The organism is Inquilinus sp. NPDC058860 (assembly GCF_042743185.1).
Classification (GTDB): domain Bacteria; phylum Pseudomonadota; class Alphaproteobacteria; order DSM-16000; family Inquilinaceae; genus Inquilinus.
Window position 1 is genome coordinate 63,324 of record NZ_JBHYMS010000013.1, and the last position, 19,400, is coordinate 82,723.

Consider the following 19,400-nt stretch of genomic DNA (forward strand, 5'->3'; position numbering starts at 1 on the left):
CTCAGTAATAGAAATAGCGCATGAAGTGGAAGAACAGCGGCGCGGCGAAGATCAGGCTGTCGATCCGGTCCAGCACCCCGCCATGGCCGGGGATCAGCGTGCCGGTGTCCTTGATGCCGATGTCGCGCTTGACCGCGGAGACGGTCAGGTCGCCGAAGAAGCCGCTGACCGCCATCAGCGCTCCCGCCGCCAGGGCCATGGGCAAGGACAGCGGCGACAAGAGCGGCCCGATCAGCCCGGCGACCACCGTGGTGGTGACCAGGCCGCCGGCGAACCCCTCCACCGTCTTGTTCGGGCTGACCGACGGCGCGATCCTGTGCCGGCCGAAGATCCGGCCCCAGACATACTGCGCCACGTCGTTGCCCTGGGTCAGGATCAGCAGCAGAAGCAGCAGCCCGGCGCCGCCCGGCCCGGCCTGGCCCTCCTCCGGCAGCACGAACAGATAGGCGACGTGGCCGATGGCGAAGACGCACAGCATCAGGCCCCAATGCAAGGTGCCCAGCGCGCGCAGGAAGCCGGTGACCTCGCCGCGCAGCACCATCATCGCCGGCACCACCATGAACAGGTAGACCGGCACCCAGATGATGAAGAAGCCGTACTGCTCCTCGGCGATCCACCACCATTGCGTCGGGATGGCCAGATAGGCGATCAGCAGCACTGCCCGGTCGGCCCGCCGGGTCGGCACCACCGACAGGTACTCCTTCAGCGCCAGGTAGCTCACGACCGCCAGCACCACCAGCACCGCGACCGGGTCCAGCACCAGGGCGATGCCGCCGGCGATCACGATCACCCACCAGGACCGGATGCGCAGCGTGAGCTCGGTCCAGTCGCGCTCCGGCTTGCTGCGGCGCAGGACCAGGACGGCGGCCTCGGCCGCCAGCAGCACGGCGATCAGCGCGGCCAGGGCCCAGGCGACGGTCGGGTCGACGGAGAAGGGGAGGGTCATGCCCCGATCTCCGCCAGCGCCGCGCGGATCCGGTTCAGGATGGTCAGGATCGACAGCAGCAGCAGCGCCGCCAGCACCAGCGGCATCCACAGGGCCGGGGCCAGGACCTGGAAGAAGGCGGCGACGGCGAGGACCGAGAAGGCCAGCGCCCGGTCGGACTTGCCGAACGGCCCGTCATAGCGCCGGCCGGCGCCGATGGTCCGGGCGGCGATGCCGGCGGCCTCGCCGATCACCGCCAGCAGCACGGTCAGCACCACCAGCCAGGGCGGCGCCGGCAGCAGCAGCGCCAGCGGCAGGTACAAGGCCGCGTCCGACACCATGTCGCCGATCTCGTTCAGCAGGGCGCCCAGCGGCGTCGGCCGGAAGAACTCCCGCGCCAGCATGCCGTCGATGGCGTTCAGCGCCATGCGCAGCAGCAGGAAGGGCGGGTACAGCAGCAAGAGCCAGGACCAGCCGGTGGCGGCAACGGCCAGGCCCAGCAGGACCGACAGGCCCGCCGCCGCCAGGGTCACGGCGTTGGCGCCGACGCCCGTCTCCGCCAGCCGGGCGGCGGCCGGGCGCAGCAGCGCCTGGAATCTCGGTTTGATGTCGTAGAGCGATGGCATGAACCCCCCGGTCCGCATCATATCGGCGCAGCATGCCGGCGCCATCATGGCGGAAGCGGGGCGGAGGCTGGGCCTCTCACGCGGCGAGGCGCCGGCCGAACAGGATCACCGCGGCCCCGCCCAGGCAGAGGGCGGCGCCGCTCAGGTCGAAGCGGTCCGGCCGGCTGCCCTCCACAGCCCACAGCCAGGACAGCGAGGCGGCGATGTAGATGCCGCCATAGGCGGCATAGGCCCGCCCGGCGAAATCGGCGTCGATCCGGGTCAGCAGCAGCGCGAAGGCGATCAGGCTGGCGGTCCCCGGCAGCGCCCACCAGGGGCTGCGGTCCAGCCGCAGCCAGGCCCAGAAGGCGAAGCAGCCGGCGATCTCGGCGAAGGCGGCCAGGATGAAGGCGAGGATCGAGGTCACGGCGGGCCTGCTGGTCATGGGCGGCATGATGCTGCGGGCGGGATCGGGGTTTGACAACCTCCGCTCTGCCGCGCAGCCTCGCCGCGGACCATCGCCCGCGAAGGACAGCTTTCCGATGTCGACCGTGATCACGCCGCCGCCGCAGACCCTCGTCCCGGTGCTGGGCAGCGACGCCGCCTTTCCCGTCGGCCGCATCTTCTGCGTCGGCCGCAATTACGCCGCCCATGCCCGCGAGATGGGCCACGACCCGGACCGGGAGCCGCCCTTCTTCTTCGCCAAATGGGCGGACGCGGTGGTGCGGGACGGCAGCACCATCCCCTATCCGGCGGCGACCAACGACTTTCACCACGAGATCGAGCTGGTGGTGGCGATCGGCACCGGCGGTTTCGGCATCACTGCCGACGAGGCGCTGGAGCATGTCTGGGGATACGGCGTCGGGCTCGACATGACCCGCCGCGACCTGCAGGCCGAAGCCAAGAAGCTGGCGCGGCCCTGGACCATGGCCAAGTCGTTCGACCAGTCGGCGCCGCTGTCGGCCCTGCGTCCGGCCGCCGAGATCGGCCACCCCTCCGCCGGCGCGATCTGGCTGAAGATCAACGGCGAGACCCGCCAGTCCGGTGACCTGGCCGACCAGATCTGGCCGGTGCCGGAGATCATCGCCCATCTGTCGCGGCTGGTGGAACTGCGCCCCGGCGACCTGATCATGACCGGCACCCCGGACGGCGTCGGCCCGGTCAAACCGGGCGACCGGCTGGAGGGCCATGTCGACGGCGTCGGCGACCTCGCGGTGACCTACCGCTGATGCCCGGGGGCGGCGACGACCTGGCCGCGGCGCTGGCCGACGCCTGGGAAAGGCTCCGCCGCGCCACCGGCGTGCGGCGCCGCACCCTCGGCCGGGTCGGCTTCGCGACCATCGATGCCCGGGGCCGGCCGGCGCTGCGCACGGTGGTCCTGCGCGCGGTCGACCCGGCCGGACGGCGGCTCGAGTTCCACACCGATGTGCGGTCGGTCAAAGTCGCGGAGATCGGGGCCGACCCGGCGGCGTCGCTGCTGCTCTACGACCCCGGGGAGGAGGTGCAGGTCCGGGCCGAGGGCCGGGCGGAGCTGCTGCCGCCGGGCCCCGAGCTCGACGACGCCTGGACGGCGACTCCGGGCCCGGTCCGCGCCGCCTACCGCATGCCGGGCCCGCCGGGCGTCCCGATCGCCGACCCCGCCCTGCCGCCGCCCTCGACCGGCTGGACGGAGGAGGGGCGCGAGAATTTCGCGGTGATCGTGCTGGCGGTCGACCGCATCGACTGGGTCCGCCTCGTTCCCGGCGCCGACCGCCGCGCCCTGTTCGACTGGACCGGCGGGGCGCTGCAGGCGAGCTGGCTCATTCCCTGACGGCGGGGTTCACCGCCACGGGTCGAGAACCGGGACCCCGGTCCCGGTCACATCCCCGGTGTTGCGGGTGACCAGGGTGAGGTCGTGCACGATCGCCGTGGCGGCGAGCAGCGTGTCGATCACCGGCCGCGGACGGTCGGCGGACAGGGCGCCCCACAGCTTCGCCGTCGCCGCATCGACGGCGAGCACCCTGTCGGCGAAGCTCGCTTCGAGCGCATCGGCCCAGAGGCCGAGCTTCGCCGCCGTTTCGGCATCGGACCGGCGGCGGATGTCGATGCCCTTGCGCAGCTCGCCGAGCGTCAGGACGCTGACGAACAGCCGTGCCGGATCGGCGGCCGACAGGAAGGACAGCACCCGGGGCTCGGCCCGCGCCCGGCGTGTCTCCGACAGGATGTTGGTGTCCAGGAGATAGCCGGCGCCGCCGGTCACAGCGCGACCTCGCGCCCGGTATCGCCGTCGCGCTCGATGCTGAAATCGTCCACCTTCGGGCCGCCCAGGAGGACCGTCCGGACATCCGCCTGCCGTGACAGCAGGGCGCGGTAGTCCTCGATCGACAGCAGCACCGCGCGTTCGCGGCCGTGGCGCGTGATCGTCTGCGGGCCTTCCGTCCGGGCCTTCTCGACCACCTCGCTGAACCGCGCCTTCGCCTCCTGGACCTGCCACTCTGCCATGTCGGGCTCCTGACCAATCTGACTAGAATATTGGTCCGATTGGTGGGGATGACAAGCGAATGCGCTTTGCCGGGTACGCTGCGCCCGGCATCGCCCGAGACGTCACGCTCCGGCGGGCATGCCGTATCGCTGGAAGTGCCGCCGCAGCAGCCGGGCGTTGCGGCGGTTGGCCTTCAGCCCGAGGTCCAGCAGGTCGCCCAGCACCGGCACGCTGCCGAGGGCGACGTCCAGCGCGACGTTGCCGGCCATCATCGCCAGCACGCGGTTCGGCGCGCCGAGGCGCCGGGCCCGCAGGATGAGCCAGGCGGAGACCAGCCCGCCGGCGACGTCGCCCAGCCCCGGCACCAGCCCGATCACGGCATCGAGCCCGAAGCGCCAGCCCAGCAGCGGCAGGCGCCAGCGCGAATCCATCAGGCTGGCGAGGCGGTCGAGGCGGTCCAGTTCGGCGGCGTGGTCCAAGGCGCGGTCCTGCGATGTCGGCCGGCGGATGAGATGGGAGGCGGCCGGGCGAATGTCCATCCCGCCCGGTCCGCCGGTCGTCGCAGAGGCTGGAGCGGGCTTTGGAGAATTTTGCTCGAATTATTGAAATAGGAAGCAATGCAATCGCGTGATAAGCTATTTGTTCATTGAACATTATAATATTAGGCCAATAAGGCCAGATGCTGTTCTGTATCGATTGTGGCGACGCCGCCCTTCTACCTGCAGGACCGCGTCTGCACGGCCAGGTGGCGGTGCCCTGAGGCGTGAGGACCGGTGTCCTCGAAAGTCCCCCGCCTTGGTCACAGTGTCGCCGGAATGGCGGGCGAGCCTCGGTCGCTCCGCCACGACCGGGGAAGCGGCGGGATCGGTCCGGGCGCCCGATCCCGCATGGCGGCGGATGCCGGCCCGAATGCCGATGGAGGGGCTGCTTCATGGACCGTGACGACCGATCCCCGGCGCCGTCCGCCGGCCCGCCGGAGACCGACGGGCCGGCGATCGGGGGCTGGTCCCCCGCGGCGATCCGGCACCTGCTGTCCTACGGCCAGAGCCTGTCGGGCGGCACCCAGGGCCGGCCGGCGCTGAGCCTGGCCCAGCCCTACGCCAACATCACCTGGGACGGCGCCGGCGGCCAGGGGCCGCGCCATTACGGCCCCTACGACGCGGTCAAGCCGCTGGTCGAGGACGAGATCAACTGGCCCACCGCCAGCAGCGCCGCCAACCAGGGCGAGACGGTCTGCTCGGTCTGGGCCAACGGCCTGGTCGAGCGCCATGCCGCCGAGGACGGGATCGCGCCCGGCGGGCAGGGCTGGTGCTACCTGGCCTCGGCCCCCGGGCTCGGCTCGGCGGCCATCGCCCAGTTCGTGCCCGGCACCGAGCAGTACGCCCGGCTGATGGCGTCGGTGGCCGGGGGCGTGGCCGTCGGGGCGGCCCGCGGCGTGACCTACGCCTATGAATGCACCGGCTGGATGCAGGGGGAGCGCGACGACTTCCTGCAGACGCCGCGCGCCCTCTACGCCGCGACGCTGATCCGGTTGGAGGCCGACATCGCCCGCGACGCGGCGGCGGTCACCGGCCAGTCCTGGCGGCCGCTCTTCATCTCGTACCAGACCGCGGCCTGGCGCTTCTACGGCCGCGCCCGGCCGATCGCGGCCCTGGCGCATCGCGATGCGCAGCGGCAGGGCCCGTGGGTCCGGATCGCCTGCCCGAACTACATCTTCGACTATTCGCACCCGACCGGCGCCGCGACCGGCGACCATCACTTCAACAATGTCAGCTACCAGTTCTGCGCCCGCTATTTCGCGCGGCTGCAGAAGCGGCTGGTCGAGGACCGCCGGGCCGGGCGGCCCCAGGGCATCCACTGCCTCGACGTGGCCGGCGTGCTGTGGCTGGGCCGGGTGATCGAGGTGACGTTCGCCCTGCCGTCGCCGCCGCCCGGCGTCGAGTTCCGCAACCGCCTGGAATTCGACACGGAATGGGTGACGGCCACGGCCAATATGGGCTTCGACCTCTGGACCGCCGACGGGCTGCTGCCCGACGCGATCCGGTCCGTCACCATCGTCAGCCGCCGCCGGGTGCTGATCGTCACCGACGCGGCGTATCCCGCCGGCACCATCCTGACCTATGGCTGGGGCCGGCCGCAGGATGCCGGCGCCGGGCAGATGCAGGGGCGCCAGCAGGGCGCCCGCGGCAATCTGCGCGACCGCACCGGCGACATCGCGGGGGAGAGCTATGTCGGAGCGGACGGCCTGGCCCGGCGCCTCGACAACTGGGCGCTGATCTTCGACCACGTCAAGGGCGGCTGACCGGCGCCCGGCCCGCCGGCGGCGGCGTCCCCGGAAACCCTCGGTTCCGTCACAGTATCGCCGGAATGGCGGGCCAGCCTCGATCGTCTCTCCACCACCGCGGCCGGCCGGACCATCATGCCTCCCGTCGCCTATCGGAGCTGGTCCTCCGGCGAGGCCCTCCTGATCCGCTGCGCCGCGATCGGCGCGGCGGACGAGCCGGTGCCGGTGGCGCCGAACACCGTCCTGGTGGCGTTCAACGACTGGAAGTACGGCCGCTTCGAGGTCGCCGGGCGGCCGGTGACCCTGGAGAGCCCGCGCGACCGCGTCCCGGTCTTCGGGGCGGAGCCGGCGCGGGTGCTGGAGACCGGCGGGCCGGGAGAGGCCGTGGCGCTCGTCGTCGCCGACGCCGTGCGGCAGGCGATCGCCGACGAGATGGGGGTGCCCGCGGCGGCCCGGCTCGCCTCCTTCCTGCCGGCGCATGCGGACCCGGTGGTGTGGGCCATCGCCGAGCGGATGCGCGGCGTCACGCTGGGCCGCGCGGCCCTGCCGGGCCTCGAAGGCGACCAACTGCTGCACCAGCTCTACGGCCGCATCCTGCTGACCAGCTTCGCCGGCCGGCCCGGGCGGCGGGGCGACGGCGGCCTGGACCCGCGCCGGCTGCGTCGGGTGGCGGAGTTCATCGACGCCAACCTCACGGCGGATCTGTCGGTGGCGGCCCTCGCCGGCACGGCGGCGCTCAGCCCGTTCCACTTCCTGCGCAGCTTCCGGCGCGCCACCGGCATGACCCCGCACCGCTTCGTCCTGGCCCGGCGGATGGAGCAGGCGCGGGTCGAGCTGGAGGCGGGGGCGCCGGTCGCGGTGGTGGCGCGCCGCTACGGCTTCGCCGAGACCTGGTACTTCCGCTCGGTCTATGCCCGACATCACGGCCTGCCCCCCGGCCCGGTCCCGCCGGAGGCGTTCCCGCCGCGGCCGGGTTAGCCCGGGCCAGGCCGGGCCCGGCCGTCAAAAAAATTGCCGACTTCGCCGGGTCGCGAGACCGGCGCTTGCCGGCGGCCGGAATTTCCCGCCGTCTGGATCATGGACGACCACCGAAGGGGGCAGACGACATGGCTTCATCCATCCTGAAATCCGGCATCGCGGCGGCCGCCGTGCTCCTGTCCGGCTGCATCGCGTCCAAGCCCGACCCGGTGCAGCAGGCGGCCGATGCCATGGTCGGGAAGCCGATCTCCGTCGCCATCCAGGCCTTCGGCCCGCCGACGCTGAACCTGCCGCCCTGCTCCTACTGCACCGACGGCGGCACCTATGCCTGGGACAACACCCGGATCTCGAAGCAGTGGCAGAGCCGATGGGTGCAGACCGGCACCGAGACCAGCCAGCGGGTCATCGGCCAGACGCAAGGCGGCCACGGCATCGCGCCGATGCTGATCACCGAGGACGTCACCACGCCGGTGGGCGAGAACCGCATGATGCAGGTCGACACCGTCGACTTCCTCTGCAACATCCAGGCCTTCACCGACATGAAGGACGTCATCAAGTCGATCGACGTCGTCGGCTGCACCAGCGCCGACCGATACTGAAGAGGCCCCCTCGGCCGCCCGTCACACCCATTTCATCGAGCTGTCATAGGTGCTCCGCCGCAGCCCCTCGACGGCATAGCGCAGGGCGTCGACGGCGTGGTTCTCGCGGTCCTCCAGCTCGGACAGGATCACGCCGGTCTTCGGGTCGGTGCGGTAGCTGTACAGCGCCAGCTCGTCGATCAGGTGCCGGCAGCGCGGATGCACCAGGATGTCGTGCGCCTTCAGGAACTCGACGCCCTCCTCGACCGACCCCGGCCCCTTGGTCGACCCCGTGATGGCGCCGAAGCCGTTGCGCTGCATGTAGCTGATCGTCTCCGGCCGGGCGCTGTCGGCGATGATCGGGCCTCGCCGCGCCCCCGGCACGGTGTCGAACAGCGCCGGCGTGCGGTCGATCTCGCAGCCGACCCGATAGGCCTCGTGGTCGACGAACAGCGTCCGGCCCAGCACGAAGCAGCGCACCAGCACGGTCGGGTCGCGGGCGAAGCCCCAGTCGGCGCCGAACAGGAAGCGGGCGTCGGCCGGCGTCTCGAACGCCTCCACCTTCCAGTTCTTGAACACCCGCGCCTCGCTGACCCGGCGATACCCGCCCAGCCAGACATGCTGGTGCTTCTCCGGGTCGCGCTGCCGGTCCCACTCCATCTCCGCCTTCAGCACCTCCGGGAAATGCGGGTTCTCGGTCCAGTTGGCCGGCACCAGCTCGCAATCGGGCGGCGGCGGGCCGCCGCGGAACAGCGCGTCGACCGGGTCGTCCGGCCGCACCGGGTTCCAGGAGAACCACAGCTCCGACCCCGGCTTGCGGATGGTCGGGCGCAGCAGGTCCAGGCTGCGGATCGACAGGGCCTGGGCCTCCTCGACCCAGGCGATGTCGTAGCCCTCCAGCGACTTGATGCTCTCGGCCGTGTGGTTCTGCATGCCCTGGAAGATGATCCGGCCGCCGCGCGGCGTCAGGATACGGTCGGCCTGCACCCGGAAGGCCGCGCCGACTCCCAGCGCCTGGATCTTGTCCTCGATCAGCCGCTTGACCGACTGGTCGAGCGAGCGCTGCACCTCGCGGATGCACACCGCCCGTACCGGCGCGGCCTCGACGCAGCGCCGCACCAGGAGCTCGGCGAAGACATGCGACTTGCCGGAGCCGCGCCCGCCATAGGCGGCCTTGTAGCGCGACCGCTCCAGCAGCGGCACGAAGGCGGATGGGAGATCGGGCGGCGGCAGGGTGAACGCCTCCGGCGCCGGCATCGCATCCACCATTGCCTCCGGGAACAGCCCGTCCTCGGTCAGCCCCTGGTGGCGGCAGAATTCCCGGGACGCCTGCCGCAGGTTCGGCAGCAGACGGGCGGCACGGCCCTTGACGGCGTCGGGGCGAAGGCACTCCGCGGCCGCGTCGATCAGCTTGCGCACCGCGTCATCGTGCGGGGCAGGCCCCTTCTCCCGCCGCCGTCGCTCGATCTCCTCGAAGCAGGCGAGCAGGATGTCGGGCTTGGTCAGTAGCGCGACGCCCTGGTGCCGGGCGTTGCTCCCCCTGTAGCCGACATGCTCGGCCGCGAGACTGGCATCGCCGAACCGCGTGAAATGCTGTGCGAACCGGCGCCAGCTCGGCTTGACCCAAATGGCCCATGGTGCGACCGCCGTCATTCTCGACCTCGCATGAAAAAACCCGCCACGGCGGGCCGGGCGGGCGCAACTGTCTGACTGTGCCTGAACCATGCCACGCGATGCGGCATCGCGTCAAGAACAAATAGGGAACATGAGCGGGTGGCGGCGGAGGCCTGCCGAAACTGCGCCGCCGCCGCGACCGTCCCGCCCGCGACCCACCATCGTGGTCCCGCCGCCCCGACTCCAGATCCTCCAAACGGATGACGCCCGCTCCGGCGATGTCGGCTACAGCTTCTGGACCGCCGCGCGTCGCGCCAGGCAGCGGCCCGGTGGGCCCGGCGGGCCATATTCGACGACATTGGAGAGAACGATATGCGCAGGATGTTCGCGGGATTCCTCTCGACCGCACTCTGCACCCTCGCCGCCGCCGTGCCGCCGGCGGGCGCCGCCACGCTGCAGACCGCGACGGTCAACGGGTCCGTCGCCGACCGGGTGTCATGGACGGATTCGATGGGCCGGGTCCGCACCGTGTCGCTCAAGCGCGAGGGCGAAGGGAATGCCGGCCATGGCGGCTATGCCGTGCAGATGACGTACCGCTACCTGAAGAACGGCGCCCAGACGACGATGACGATCAACCCGACCGATGCCGGCGACGGCTTCGGCTATTTCGTGGGGCACGAGCGCTACCGCCTGTTCTCCGACGGGTCGTCCGCCACCATCGCGGGCAAGATCTTCGGGGTCGACGACTCGCCGCTCGGCCGCGGCTTCGCGGTCACGCGCCGGGTCGTGCCGACCACGGCGGACCGCGTCATCCTCGAATACAAGACGACCTACCCGAAATACGGCACCCTCCTGCCCAACGGCATCGACCCGGACACCGGCGAGGACAGCCCGCCCCTCGGCACGAACCGGGCGCTGTTCAAGCGGTACGACCTGCCGGTGACCATCACCTGGTACTTCCAGGACGGCGCCACCCTGCCGCGGATCGTCACCCAGGTCAGCCTGGCGCCGGTCCCCGGCCCGGACCGGGTCAGCTTCGATCTGCGCGGCCCCTACGGCAAGATGAACTTCGACGCCGGCAGCCGGCCCATCGACCGGGTGATCTGGGGCGATCGCTACAAGTTCACGACGACCGCCGCCCCGCTGACCCGCAGCGTGGCCTGGACCTGGAACGCGCCGAACGCCGGCGCCCGCTTCAACTCCCTGCAGGCCGGCGGCTTCGAGATGGGCATGTTCGAGCCGAAGCCCTATGCGTCCTCCTCCATCCGCGACGGCTATTCGGAGGCACGCGGCAAGACCTCGGCCACCTACAATGGCGGCGAGGGGTGCCCGGACGGGGGCCAGACGCTGCCCTGCGACTGGGAATGGCCGTACCAGTCGTCGCAGTACGAGCTGCCCTACAGCAACCCCCTCGGCACCACGATCTCGGAGAAGATGGCCTGGGGCTCGACGCCCTATTACGGCACCAGCCTGACCTCGGTGTATGACGGCGTCCAGTCCGTCCCCTTCAACGGCTTCCCCACCAGCAAGGTCATCAGCTACGAGGTGTGCCTGGTCCTGGGGCTGCAGGCTGCGGGCGGCCTCACCAGCGGCATCGCCGCCCGGCCGCCCTCCGGCTACAAATGCGCCGCCAGGTGATCGCCGCGGCGGTGTCCCTGCAGTTCGGATCCGTGCGGGGGCGCCCGGCCATGGGCGTCCCCACCGCGATGCGCAATCCGAAGGCCTGGGGCTGACAATGGCGAGCCCCGCGCGAGGTCGCCGAGCCGCAGCCGGCGGCGTGATCCGGGGGTCTTCGCGGATGCGGCCTCCGCAAAGGTCACCGTGTCTTGCTCGGACCGGTTCGAACGCCGGAGCCGCCACCCCCTCTTCCGCGCGGGCGGGGCGGGGGCGGTGCTCCGGCGCTGGCCTCTCGTCAGGCGGCCGCCTGGACCGCGGACAGCTTCCAATCGGCGCGGTTGGTCCGGGCGAAGGTCCAGATCTCGACGGTCTCGGTCGGCTTCTCGGCGTCGCCCTCGACGATCCGCCCGGTCGCGCGGTCGCGCGTGGCATCGACGCTCGAATACCGCATCGCGACGGTCGCATAGTCGGTGTCGCCCTCGCGCCAGGATTCGGCCAGATCGCCCTGCAGCAGGCGGACGTCCGAAACTTCGTTCCGCACGCCGCGGGTGGCGTTCTCGCCGAGCTCCTCGGCGAAGTACGACATGACCTCCGGGGTCGTGCGGGCGCGCAGGCCGGCGAAGTCCTCCGCCCCGTGGGCGGCCTGGATCTCGCCGAGCAGCCGCTCGAAGGCATCGAAGTCCGAACGGCCGAGGCCGACCTCGTCCCGCGGCGCCCCTTCCCGTGGTGCAGCGCGCGCGGAGCTTTCCGGCTGCCGGGGCCGCCCCGAACCCGCGAGCCCCGGGACGGGACCGCCGGCAGCCTCGCCGCCCATGGCGGACATGGCCGGGCCGGCATAGGCCGGGCGGCCCGCGGGGCCGGCGCGGCCGAAGACGCGCCGGAACGCCATCACCGCCAGGACGACCAGGCCGATCTGCAGCACCAGCCCGATCAACCCGGCTGCGCCGCCGAAGCCGTGGCCGAGCAGCATGCCGACGAGGCCGCCCAGCGCCAGGCCGCCGAGGATGCCGCCGAAGCCGCCGAACCGGCCGGCCGCCGGGCTCTGCACGCCGGCCATCGGCTGCGCCTGGCCCGGCTGGGCCGCCTGAGTCCGCGGTGTCATGGTCCGGTCGATCGGCGCCGCCGTGCCGGGCGCGGTGGGCGTGGCGGGTGGCGCCTGGAAGGTCCGCTCGCCGCGGCTGCCGAAGCCGCCCGAGTTCACGCGGCGGGCGTCGGCCTGGTCGACCGCGACCAGGAGCACGCCCAGCCCGAGGACGAGGCTGGCGACGAGTCTGCCGAAGCGGCTGCGGAAGGGGCTCATCTCTGGTCCGGGACCCATGCTGTTCTCGATGCCTGTCCCATATGGGGAGCCGCGCCTGCCGATTTGAGGGGGTGCTCCGGGCCCGGGCCGGCCGTCCCCGATCGGGGACGGCCGGCGTCGATCAGGCGGCCCTGATCAGCCCCAGCTGGGTCAGCGCGGCCACGCCGTCGTCGAGGCCGATCTCCTCCACGATCCTGCCGTCCAGCACCTTCAGCACCGTGATGCCGGTGAAGTGCATGCTGCGGCCGGTCGCGGCCGGCAGGCCGCCGATCAGGAAGTCGTCGAAAGCCGGGCCGGTATGGGTGCCGCCGCCCTCCCATCGGCCGACGACATGGTCGCCCTCGGCGATCAGCTCCGCCGTGCCCCGGAAGGCGAGATCGGGGAACGCGGCGCGGAAACCGCGCATGAACGCCTTGATGTCGTCGCGGCCGCGGCGGGGTTCGTGCAGCGAGTACTGCAGCAGCATGTCCGGCGCGGCGATCTCGTCGACGACCGCGAGGTTGACGTCCCGGCCCCAGAACTCGGTGAACCAGCGGCCGACGACGGCCTTGTTGTCCGCTTCCTTGCCCATCGCGATGGATCCTTCCGTTCCGTGCGGATCATCGAAACCGCTCGATGACCTGGGCGGAGGATGGGCCCCGGGCCGCCCTGCCGAACTCCGGTTGTTGCCGTGCAATCGGGAGGCAAGGGCAGCCACATCCTCGCTCCCGCCGGGCGAGGGCCGGCCGGCTGAAAATGCACTGTCGCCGTAATTCCACGAAGTTATTCGTCACAAGTTCCATAAATATATAGAAACTTCCAAATATTGCTCCAGGCGAGGCGGAAGGTTACTATAAAAATCTGGACTCTATCTCGTCCAGTCTAACATTATTGTAGGAGACCTCCCTTGGGACAAGCGTTTGGAATCATAGTATGCAAATATGGAAGTGTCGAAGGTGGATCTTCTGGAAATTTTACAATGAAGAAAACGGGACCCGGCACATTTTTGATTAGATTGAGTGATCCTGGATCCAATCTTCCGATTGTGTCCGCCCTTCCATGCGACGGCTACATGTCTGCCGCGGTCATTCTTGGAACCGTATCTCCTGAATATTTTTACCTCCAACGGGATACGCAGGCGAAGGAGGCACAAAACAGGAGGATATCGACTGGCTGCACTTCACGGCCATTTGGGCATAGCAGCTGCAAAACACGCCGCAAGCTGGTTGCCCCTACCGCCCGGGGTAACGGAACAATTCGTAATTCGAATTCGGTGACAGTGCGCCTTTAGGGACGGCCGGGCCACGCGCCCCGTGCCTGCCTCCTACCCCACCATCTCCGCATGGTGGCACGCCACCTCGCGCCCATCCACCGCCCGCAGCTCCGGCCGGTCCACGCTGCATACATCCGTCGCATACGGGCACCTGCGGTGGAACGCGCACCCCGGCGGCGGGTTCAGGGGCGAGGGCAGCTCGCCCTTCAGCACCACGCGCTCGGCCCGCTTGGCCGGGTCGACGAAGGGGGTCGAGGCCAGCAGCGCCTTGGTGTAGGGGTGGCGCGGATGGCGGAAGATCGCTTGCCTGGTGCCGTGCTCCACCGGCCGTCCCAGATACATCACCACCAGGTCGTCGGCGATGTGCTCCACCACCGACAGGCCGTGGCTGATGAACAGATAGGCCAGGCCGAACTCCTCCTGCAAATCCATCAGCAGGTTCAGCACCTGGGCCTGGATCGAGACGTCCAGCGCCGAGACCGGCTCGTCCGCCACCACCACCTTCGGCCGCAGCATCAGCGCCCGGGCGATGGCGATGCGCTGGCGCTGCCCGCCCGAGAACATGTGCGGATAGCGGTCGACATGCTCGGGGCGCAGGCCGACCTTCGACAGCATCGCCTCGGCCGCCTGCCGCCGCTCCGCCGCCTTCATGCCGGTGTTGATCCTCAGCGGCTCCTCCAGGATCGCGCCCACCTTCTTGCGCGGGTTCAGCGACCCGTAGGGGTCCTGGAACACGATCTGCACCGCCCCGCGCAGGCGCCGGCGCTGCTCCCGGTCGGCCGTCGCCACCGGGATGCCGTCGATCGTGAGGTCGCCGTCCGTCGGCGGCTCGATCATGGTGACGACGCGGGCGAGGGTGGACTTGCCGCAGCCGCTCTCGCCCACCACGGCCAGGGTCTTGCCGGCCTCCAGCGTGAACGACATCTCGGTCAGGGCGCGCAGCGTCCGCGCCGCCTTGAAGGGCGAGGTCTTGACCTCGTAGAAGCGGCTCAGCTGCCGCGCTTCGACGACGGGGGGATGGGAGGGGGCGCTCACGAATGCACCTCCTGCAGGGGGTTGAAGCAGCGCGTGCGGCCGTCCCGGTCGGGCGACAGCTCCGGGTGCTGGGCCCGGCAGCGGTCCAGCACGTTGCGGCAGCGCGGGTTGAACAGGCAGCCGGCCGGCCGGTCATAGGGGCCGGGCACCACGCCGGGGATGGTCGGCAGGCGGCGGTGGCCGGCGCTGCGCTCCGGCAGCGCCTCCAGGAGGGCGCCGGTATAGGGGTGGCGCGGCCGGCCGAACAGGCCGCCGACCATGCGCTCCTCCACCAGCTCGCCGGCATACATCACGTTCACGCGCTGCGCCGTCTCGGCCACCACGCCCATGTCGTGGGTGATCAGCACCAGCGCCATGCCCTGGTCGCGCTGCAGGTCCGCCAGCAGCTGCAGGATCTGGGCCTGGATGGTCACGTCCAGCGCCGTGGTCGGCTCGTCGGCGATCAGCAGCTTCGGCCGGCAGGCGATCGCCATGGCGATCATCACCCGCTGGTTCATGCCGCCCGACAGCTGGTGCGGGAAGGCGTCGATCCGGGTCTCCGGCGCCGGGATGCCGACCTGCGAGAGCAGCTGGATGGTGCGCTCGCGCCGGGCGCGGCGGCTGCCGCCCTCATGCACCTTCAGCGCCTCCATGATCTGGAAGCCGACGGTGAAGCAGGGGTTCAGGCTGGTCATCGGCTCCTGGAAGATCATCGCCATGTCCTTGCCGATGATCTTGCGGCGCTGGCGCGGCGACAGCTTCAGGAGGTCGTGCCCGTCGAAGCTCAGATGGTCGGCGGTGACCTTGCCGGGGAAGGCCACCAGCCCCATCAGCGCCAGCATGGTGACGGACTTGCCGGAGCCGGATTCGCCGACGATGCCCAGGATCTCGCCGGGATCGATCGACAGGTCGAGGCCGGAGACGGCGCGGAACAGTCCCTTGCCGGCCGGGAACTCGACCGTCAGGTTGCGGATGTCGAGCAGGGCCATGTCAGCGCTTCAGTCTCGGGTCCAGGGCGTCGCGCAGGCCGTCGCCCAGCAGGTTGAAGGCCAGCACCGTGATCAGGATGGCCAGGCCGGGGAAGGTCACCACCCACCAGGCGCGCTGCAGGAACTGCAGCGACGAGGCCAGCATGGTGCCCCATTCCGGCGTCGGCGGCTGGGCGCCGAGGCCGAGGAAGCCCAGCGCCGCGGCGTCCAGGATGGCGGTGGAGAAGCCGAGCGTCGCCTGCACGATCAGCGGCGCCATGCAGTTCGGCAGGATGGTCGCGAACATCAGCCGCAGCGTGCCGGCGCCGGCGACGCGCGAGGCGGTGACGTAGGGCCTTCGGATCTGGCTCAGCACCGCGGCGCGCATCAGCCGGGAGTAGTGCGGCAGGGTCACGATCGAGACCGCGACCATGGCGTTGACCAGGCCGGGCCCGAGGATGGCGACGACGACGATCGCCAGCAGCAGGCTGGGCAGAGCCAGCATGATGTCGAGCAAACGCATTACCGCCGTATCGACCAGCCCGCCGAAGAAGCCCGCGGCCAGGCCCAGCAGCAGGCCCATGGCCAGCGACAGCGTCACCACGATCAGGCCTATCATCATGGAAAGGCGCGCGCCGTGAATCAGGCGCGAGAGGATGTCGCGGCCGATGTCGTCGGTGCCCAGCGGATAGGCCAGCGTGCCGCCGTCCTGCCAGAAGGGCGGCACCAGGAAGGCGGTGCGGTCCTGGTCGATCGGCGAATGCGGCGCGACGACATCGGCGAAGATCGCGACCAGCGCGATCAGCACGATCACGATCAGCCCGGCCAGCGCGCCCTTGTTGGCGCTGAAGGACCGCCAGAACTCCAGGAACGGCCCGGGCGGCTTCGACACCGAGGCTGGGGTCGGGGCGTAGGTGGTCATGACCGGATCGCCGGCGAAGAACGGCGTGTTGCCGCGGCCGGTCGGGGCGGGGTCGGGGGTTGTGCTCATCGGCTTACTTCACGTGCCGGATGCGGGGGTCGAGCAGGCCGTAGGCCAGGTCGACCAGGAGGTTGACGACGATCACCAGCGTGGCCACCAGCAGCACGCCGCCCTGCAGCGTCGGGTAGTCGCGGCGGTTGATCGCCTCGACCAGCCATTTGCCGACGCCGGGCCAGGCGAACACCGTCTCGGTCAGGATCGCGCCGCCCAGGAGCGTGCCGACCTGCAGGCCGATCACGGTGACGACCGGGATCAGGGCGTTGCGCAGGGCGTGCAGGCCGATCACCCGCTTGACGCCCAGCCCCTTGGCCCGGGCGGTGCGGATATAGTCCTCGCTCAGCACTTCCAGCATGGCCGACCGGGTCATGCGCGCGATCACGGCGAGCGGGATGGTGCCGAGCACGATGGTCGGCAGGATCAGCGCGCGCAGGGCCGAGACGAAGGCGCCCTTCTCGTCCGAGAACAGGCTGTCGATCAGCATGAAGCCGGTGTCCGGCTCGACATAGTACAGGGCCGAGATCCGGCCGGAGACCGGGGTCCAGCCGAGGCCGACCGAGAAGATCAGGATCAGCAGCAGCCCCCACCAGAAGATCGGCATGGAATAGCCGGTCAGGCTGGCGCCCATGATGCCGTGGTCGATGGGGGAGGATCGGTTGGTCGCGGCCAGGATGCCGGCGGGGATGCCCAGCACCACGGCGAAGATCATGGCGCAGAGGCCGAGCTCCAGCGTCGCCGGGAACAGCTTCAGGAACTCGCTCAGCACCGGCCGCCGGGTGGTGGTCGAGGCGCCGAGGTCGCCCTGCAGCACCTGGCCGATATAGGAGACGAACTGCACCGACACCGGCCGGTCCAGGCCCATCTCGTGCATCAGCTCGGCGTGGCGCTCGGGCGAGATGCCGCGCTCGCCGGCCCGCACCTGCACCGGGTCGCCGGGCACCGCCCGGATCAGGAAGAAGCTGAGGGCGGTGATCCCCAGGAAGGTGATCGCCGCCATGGCGAAGCGGGTCAGGATGAAGCGGAGCATGATGCCATCGGGTAACGGATGCCGGGCCGGAAAAGACGCGGGCGGAGGAGCATCCCCCTGCTCCCCCGCCCGGCTCCCCCTTACCTCTTGTTATTCGGTGATGTCGACACCGCTGAAGTCGTGCCGGCCGAACGGGCTGATCACGTAGCCGGAGACCTCCTTGCGGGTCGGCTCGAACACCACCGAATGCGCGATCGGCAGCCACGGCGCCTGGTCGTGGAAGATCACCTGGGCTTGCTCGTACAGCTTGGTGCGCTCGGCCTGGTCCGAGATCGACTTGGCCTTCTTGATAAGCGCCTCGAAATCCTGGTTGCACCACTTTGCAATATTCGACCCGCCTTCGCGCGCCGCATCGCAGCCCAGCAAGTTGTTCAGGAAGTTGTCGGGGTCGCCGTTATCACCAGTCCAGCCCAGCTGCGCCATCTGATGCTCGCCGGCCTGGGCGCGCTTCCGGTATTCGCCCCATTCGTACGAAACGATCTTGCTCTTGATCCCCAGCTTCTCCAGGTCGGACTGGATCAGCTCGGCGATGCGCTGGGCGTTCGGGTTGTACGGGCGCTGCACCGGCATGGCCCACAGGTCAGTCTCGAAGCCGTTCGGATAGCCGGCATCGGCCAGCAGCTTCTTCGCCGCCTCGGGGTCGTACTTATACTCCGGGACGCTGTCGTTGTAGGACCAGATGGTCGGCGGGATCGGGTTCTTCGCCGCCTGGCCGGCGCCCTGGTACACGGCGTCCAGGATCGCCTGCTTGTTCACCGCCATGTTGACGGCCTGGCGCACGCGCACGTCGTCGAACGGCTTCTTGCCGACGTTGAAGGCCAGGTAGCCGGTGTTCAGCCCCGGCTGGGTCAGCACGTTCAGCGCCGGGTCCTTCTGCATCGCCGGCACGTCGGCCGGGTTCGGATAGGGCATGACGTGGCATTCGCCGGCCTTCAGCTTGGCGTAGCGCACCGCCGCGTCCGGGGTGATGGCGAAGACCAGGTTGTCGATCTTCTCCTTGCCGCTCCAGGCCTGGTCGAAAGCCTTGTAGCGGATCAGCGCGTCCGGCTGGTATTGCACGAACTGGAAGGACCCGGTGCCGATCGGCACCTGGTCGACCTGCTCCGGCGTGCCGGCCTTCATCATCGCATCGGCGTATTCGGCCGACAGGATCGACGAGAACTCCATCGCCAGGTCGGCCAGGAACGGTGCTTCCGGCTTGGTCAGGGTGAACTTCACCGTGTGGTCGTCGACCTTGTCGATCGACTTCAGCAGGTCGGGGAAGCTCATGTCGTTGAAGTAGTCGTACGACCCGCCGGACACCTTGTGGTACGGGCTGTCTTCCTTCCACATCCGGTTGAAGGTGAACAGCACGTCGTCGGCGTTGAAGTCGCGGGTCGGCGTGAACTTGTCGTTCGAATGCCACTTCACCCCCTTGCGGAGGTGGAAGGTGTAGACCGTGCCGTCGTCCGAGATGTCCCAGGATTCGGCCAGGCCGGGCTCGGTCTTGGTCGTGCCCTTGGTGAACTCGATCAGGTGGTCGTAGATCGGTCCGGACGCGTCGAAGCTGGTGCCGGTGGTGTTGATCTGCGGATTGAAATTCTCCGGGCTGCCCTCGGAGCAATAGACCAGCGTCTTGGCCTCGGCGGACAACGCCATCCCCGCGACGAGGACGAGCGCCATCGCCGTGGCGGACAGGTAACGGGACATGAAACTCTCCCCTATGGTGATCCTTCGGCCCGGGCTTGCCGCATAGCTGTATTGCCCAAACCGTGGGTTGCAGGGGATTACCGCAGGGGCAGGGGGTGATGTCAACTGG

Annotated in this window: 20 protein-coding genes; 6 read left to right on the forward strand and 14 right to left on the reverse strand. The window is 70.1% G+C overall.

Translation table 11 applies throughout. The annotated features are described in order from the left end of the window. Position 1: 1 nt before the first annotated feature. The 3 genes from ACFW16_RS11460 to ACFW16_RS11470 all read right to left on the reverse strand — a co-directional run bounded on the left by ACFW16_RS11460 (position 2) and on the right by ACFW16_RS11470 (position 1,975). Positions 2-946, reverse strand: coding sequence for a phosphatidate cytidylyltransferase (locus ACFW16_RS11460; protein WP_380304917.1), 945 nt, complete (start codon positions 944-946; stop codon positions 2-4). Next, positions 943-1,551 carry a CDP-alcohol phosphatidyltransferase family protein gene (locus ACFW16_RS11465; protein WP_380304919.1) on the reverse strand — a complete coding sequence of 203 codons (609 nt, stop codon included), beginning with the start codon at positions 1,549-1,551 and terminating at the stop codon, positions 943-945. Before ACFW16_RS11465 ends, ACFW16_RS11460 begins: the two co-directional genes overlap by 4 nt. A gap of 76 nt (positions 1,552-1,627) precedes the next feature. Then, positions 1,628-1,975, reverse strand: a complete 348-nt coding sequence (locus ACFW16_RS11470) for a YnfA family protein (protein WP_380304920.1) — start codon at positions 1,973-1,975, stop codon at positions 1,628-1,630. Between the two features lie 97 nt (positions 1,976-2,072). Here ACFW16_RS11470 and ACFW16_RS11475 point away from each other — a divergent pair, with 97 nt between their 5' ends. Then, positions 2,073-2,759: a fumarylacetoacetate hydrolase family protein gene (locus ACFW16_RS11475; RefSeq protein ID WP_380304922.1), complete on the forward strand. Its 687-nt coding sequence runs from the start codon at positions 2,073-2,075 to the stop codon at positions 2,757-2,759. Further along, a complete protein-coding gene (locus ACFW16_RS11480; RefSeq protein WP_380304924.1) occupies positions 2,759-3,340 on the forward strand; it encodes a pyridoxamine 5'-phosphate oxidase family protein in 582 nt (193 codons plus the stop codon). The genes ACFW16_RS11475 and ACFW16_RS11480 overlap by 1 nt, the downstream gene beginning before the upstream one ends. A 9-nt stretch (positions 3,341-3,349) precedes the next feature. Here the strand turns inward: ACFW16_RS11480 and ACFW16_RS11485 are convergent, their stop codons facing one another. The 3 genes from ACFW16_RS11485 to ACFW16_RS11495 form a co-directional block, all read right to left on the reverse strand. Beyond that, positions 3,350-3,769, reverse strand: a complete 420-nt coding sequence (locus ACFW16_RS11485) for a type II toxin-antitoxin system VapC family toxin (protein ID WP_380304926.1) — start codon at positions 3,767-3,769, stop codon at positions 3,350-3,352. Further along, complete coding sequence (locus ACFW16_RS11490) at positions 3,766-4,011, reverse strand: type II toxin-antitoxin system Phd/YefM family antitoxin (RefSeq protein ID WP_380304928.1); 246 nt, start codon at positions 4,009-4,011, stop codon at positions 3,766-3,768. The genes ACFW16_RS11485 and ACFW16_RS11490 overlap by 4 nt, the downstream gene beginning before the upstream one ends. A gap of 102 nt (positions 4,012-4,113) precedes the next feature. Continuing rightward, positions 4,114-4,530 (reverse strand): DUF4112 domain-containing protein, encoded by a 417-nt coding sequence (locus tag ACFW16_RS11495; protein WP_380304930.1) that lies wholly within the window; start codon positions 4,528-4,530, stop codon positions 4,114-4,116. A 392-nt stretch (positions 4,531-4,922) separates the two neighbouring features. Here ACFW16_RS11495 and ACFW16_RS11500 point away from each other — a divergent pair, with 392 nt between their 5' ends. From ACFW16_RS11500 to ACFW16_RS11510, 3 genes are all read left to right on the forward strand, one after another. Then, positions 4,923-6,293, forward strand: a complete 1,371-nt coding sequence (locus tag ACFW16_RS11500; RefSeq protein WP_380304932.1) for a hypothetical protein — start codon at positions 4,923-4,925, stop codon at positions 6,291-6,293. A 117-nt stretch (positions 6,294-6,410) separates the two neighbouring features. Beyond that, positions 6,411-7,253: a helix-turn-helix domain-containing protein gene (locus ACFW16_RS11505; RefSeq protein WP_380304934.1), complete on the forward strand. Its 843-nt coding sequence runs from the start codon at positions 6,411-6,413 to the stop codon at positions 7,251-7,253. Between the two features lie 128 nt (positions 7,254-7,381). Beyond that, on the forward strand, positions 7,382-7,852 hold the full coding sequence (locus ACFW16_RS11510) for a hypothetical protein (protein WP_380304936.1): 471 nt from the start codon (positions 7,382-7,384) through the stop codon (positions 7,850-7,852). 21 nt (positions 7,853-7,873) lie between these two features. Here the strand turns inward: ACFW16_RS11510 and ACFW16_RS11515 are convergent, their stop codons facing one another. Beyond that, on the reverse strand, positions 7,874-9,484 hold the full coding sequence (locus ACFW16_RS11515) for a PBSX family phage terminase large subunit (RefSeq protein WP_380304938.1): 1,611 nt from the start codon (positions 9,482-9,484) through the stop codon (positions 7,874-7,876). 333 nt (positions 9,485-9,817) lie between these two features. Between ACFW16_RS11515 and ACFW16_RS11520 the strand changes: the two genes are divergently transcribed. Next, complete coding sequence (locus ACFW16_RS11520) at positions 9,818-11,083, forward strand: hypothetical protein (protein WP_380304939.1); 1,266 nt, start codon at positions 9,818-9,820, stop codon at positions 11,081-11,083. Positions 11,084-11,357: 274 nt separating this feature from the next. Here the strand turns inward: ACFW16_RS11520 and ACFW16_RS11525 are convergent, their stop codons facing one another. From ACFW16_RS11525 to ACFW16_RS11555, 7 genes are all read right to left on the reverse strand, one after another. Next, entirely contained in the window at positions 11,358-12,380 is a 1,023-nt protein-coding gene (locus ACFW16_RS11525) for a Tim44 domain-containing protein (RefSeq protein ID WP_380304941.1), read from the reverse strand. Between the two features lie 103 nt (positions 12,381-12,483). Beyond that, the gene (locus ACFW16_RS11530) at positions 12,484-12,933 is read right to left on the reverse strand and encodes an ester cyclase (protein WP_380304943.1); all 450 of its coding nucleotides are present in this window, start codon (positions 12,931-12,933) and stop codon (positions 12,484-12,486) included. Positions 12,934-13,665: 732 nt separating this feature from the next. Then, positions 13,666-14,649, reverse strand: coding sequence for a dipeptide ABC transporter ATP-binding protein (locus tag ACFW16_RS11535; protein WP_380304944.1), 984 nt, complete (start codon positions 14,647-14,649; stop codon positions 13,666-13,668). Further along, positions 14,646-15,617 (reverse strand): ABC transporter ATP-binding protein, encoded by a 972-nt coding sequence (locus ACFW16_RS11540; RefSeq protein ID WP_380304946.1) that lies wholly within the window; start codon positions 15,615-15,617, stop codon positions 14,646-14,648. The genes ACFW16_RS11535 and ACFW16_RS11540 overlap by 4 nt, the downstream gene beginning before the upstream one ends. 1 nt (position 15,618) lies before the next feature. Then, positions 15,619-16,518, reverse strand: a complete 900-nt coding sequence (locus ACFW16_RS11545) for an ABC transporter permease subunit (RefSeq protein WP_380305030.1) — start codon at positions 16,516-16,518, stop codon at positions 15,619-15,621. A gap of 73 nt (positions 16,519-16,591) precedes the next feature. After that, positions 16,592-17,602: an ABC transporter permease subunit gene (locus ACFW16_RS11550; RefSeq protein ID WP_380304948.1), complete on the reverse strand. Its 1,011-nt coding sequence runs from the start codon at positions 17,600-17,602 to the stop codon at positions 16,592-16,594. A gap of 90 nt (positions 17,603-17,692) precedes the next feature. Next, a complete protein-coding gene (locus ACFW16_RS11555; RefSeq protein WP_380304950.1) occupies positions 17,693-19,291 on the reverse strand; it encodes an ABC transporter substrate-binding protein in 1,599 nt (532 codons plus the stop codon). Positions 19,292-19,400: the final 109 nt, after the last annotated feature.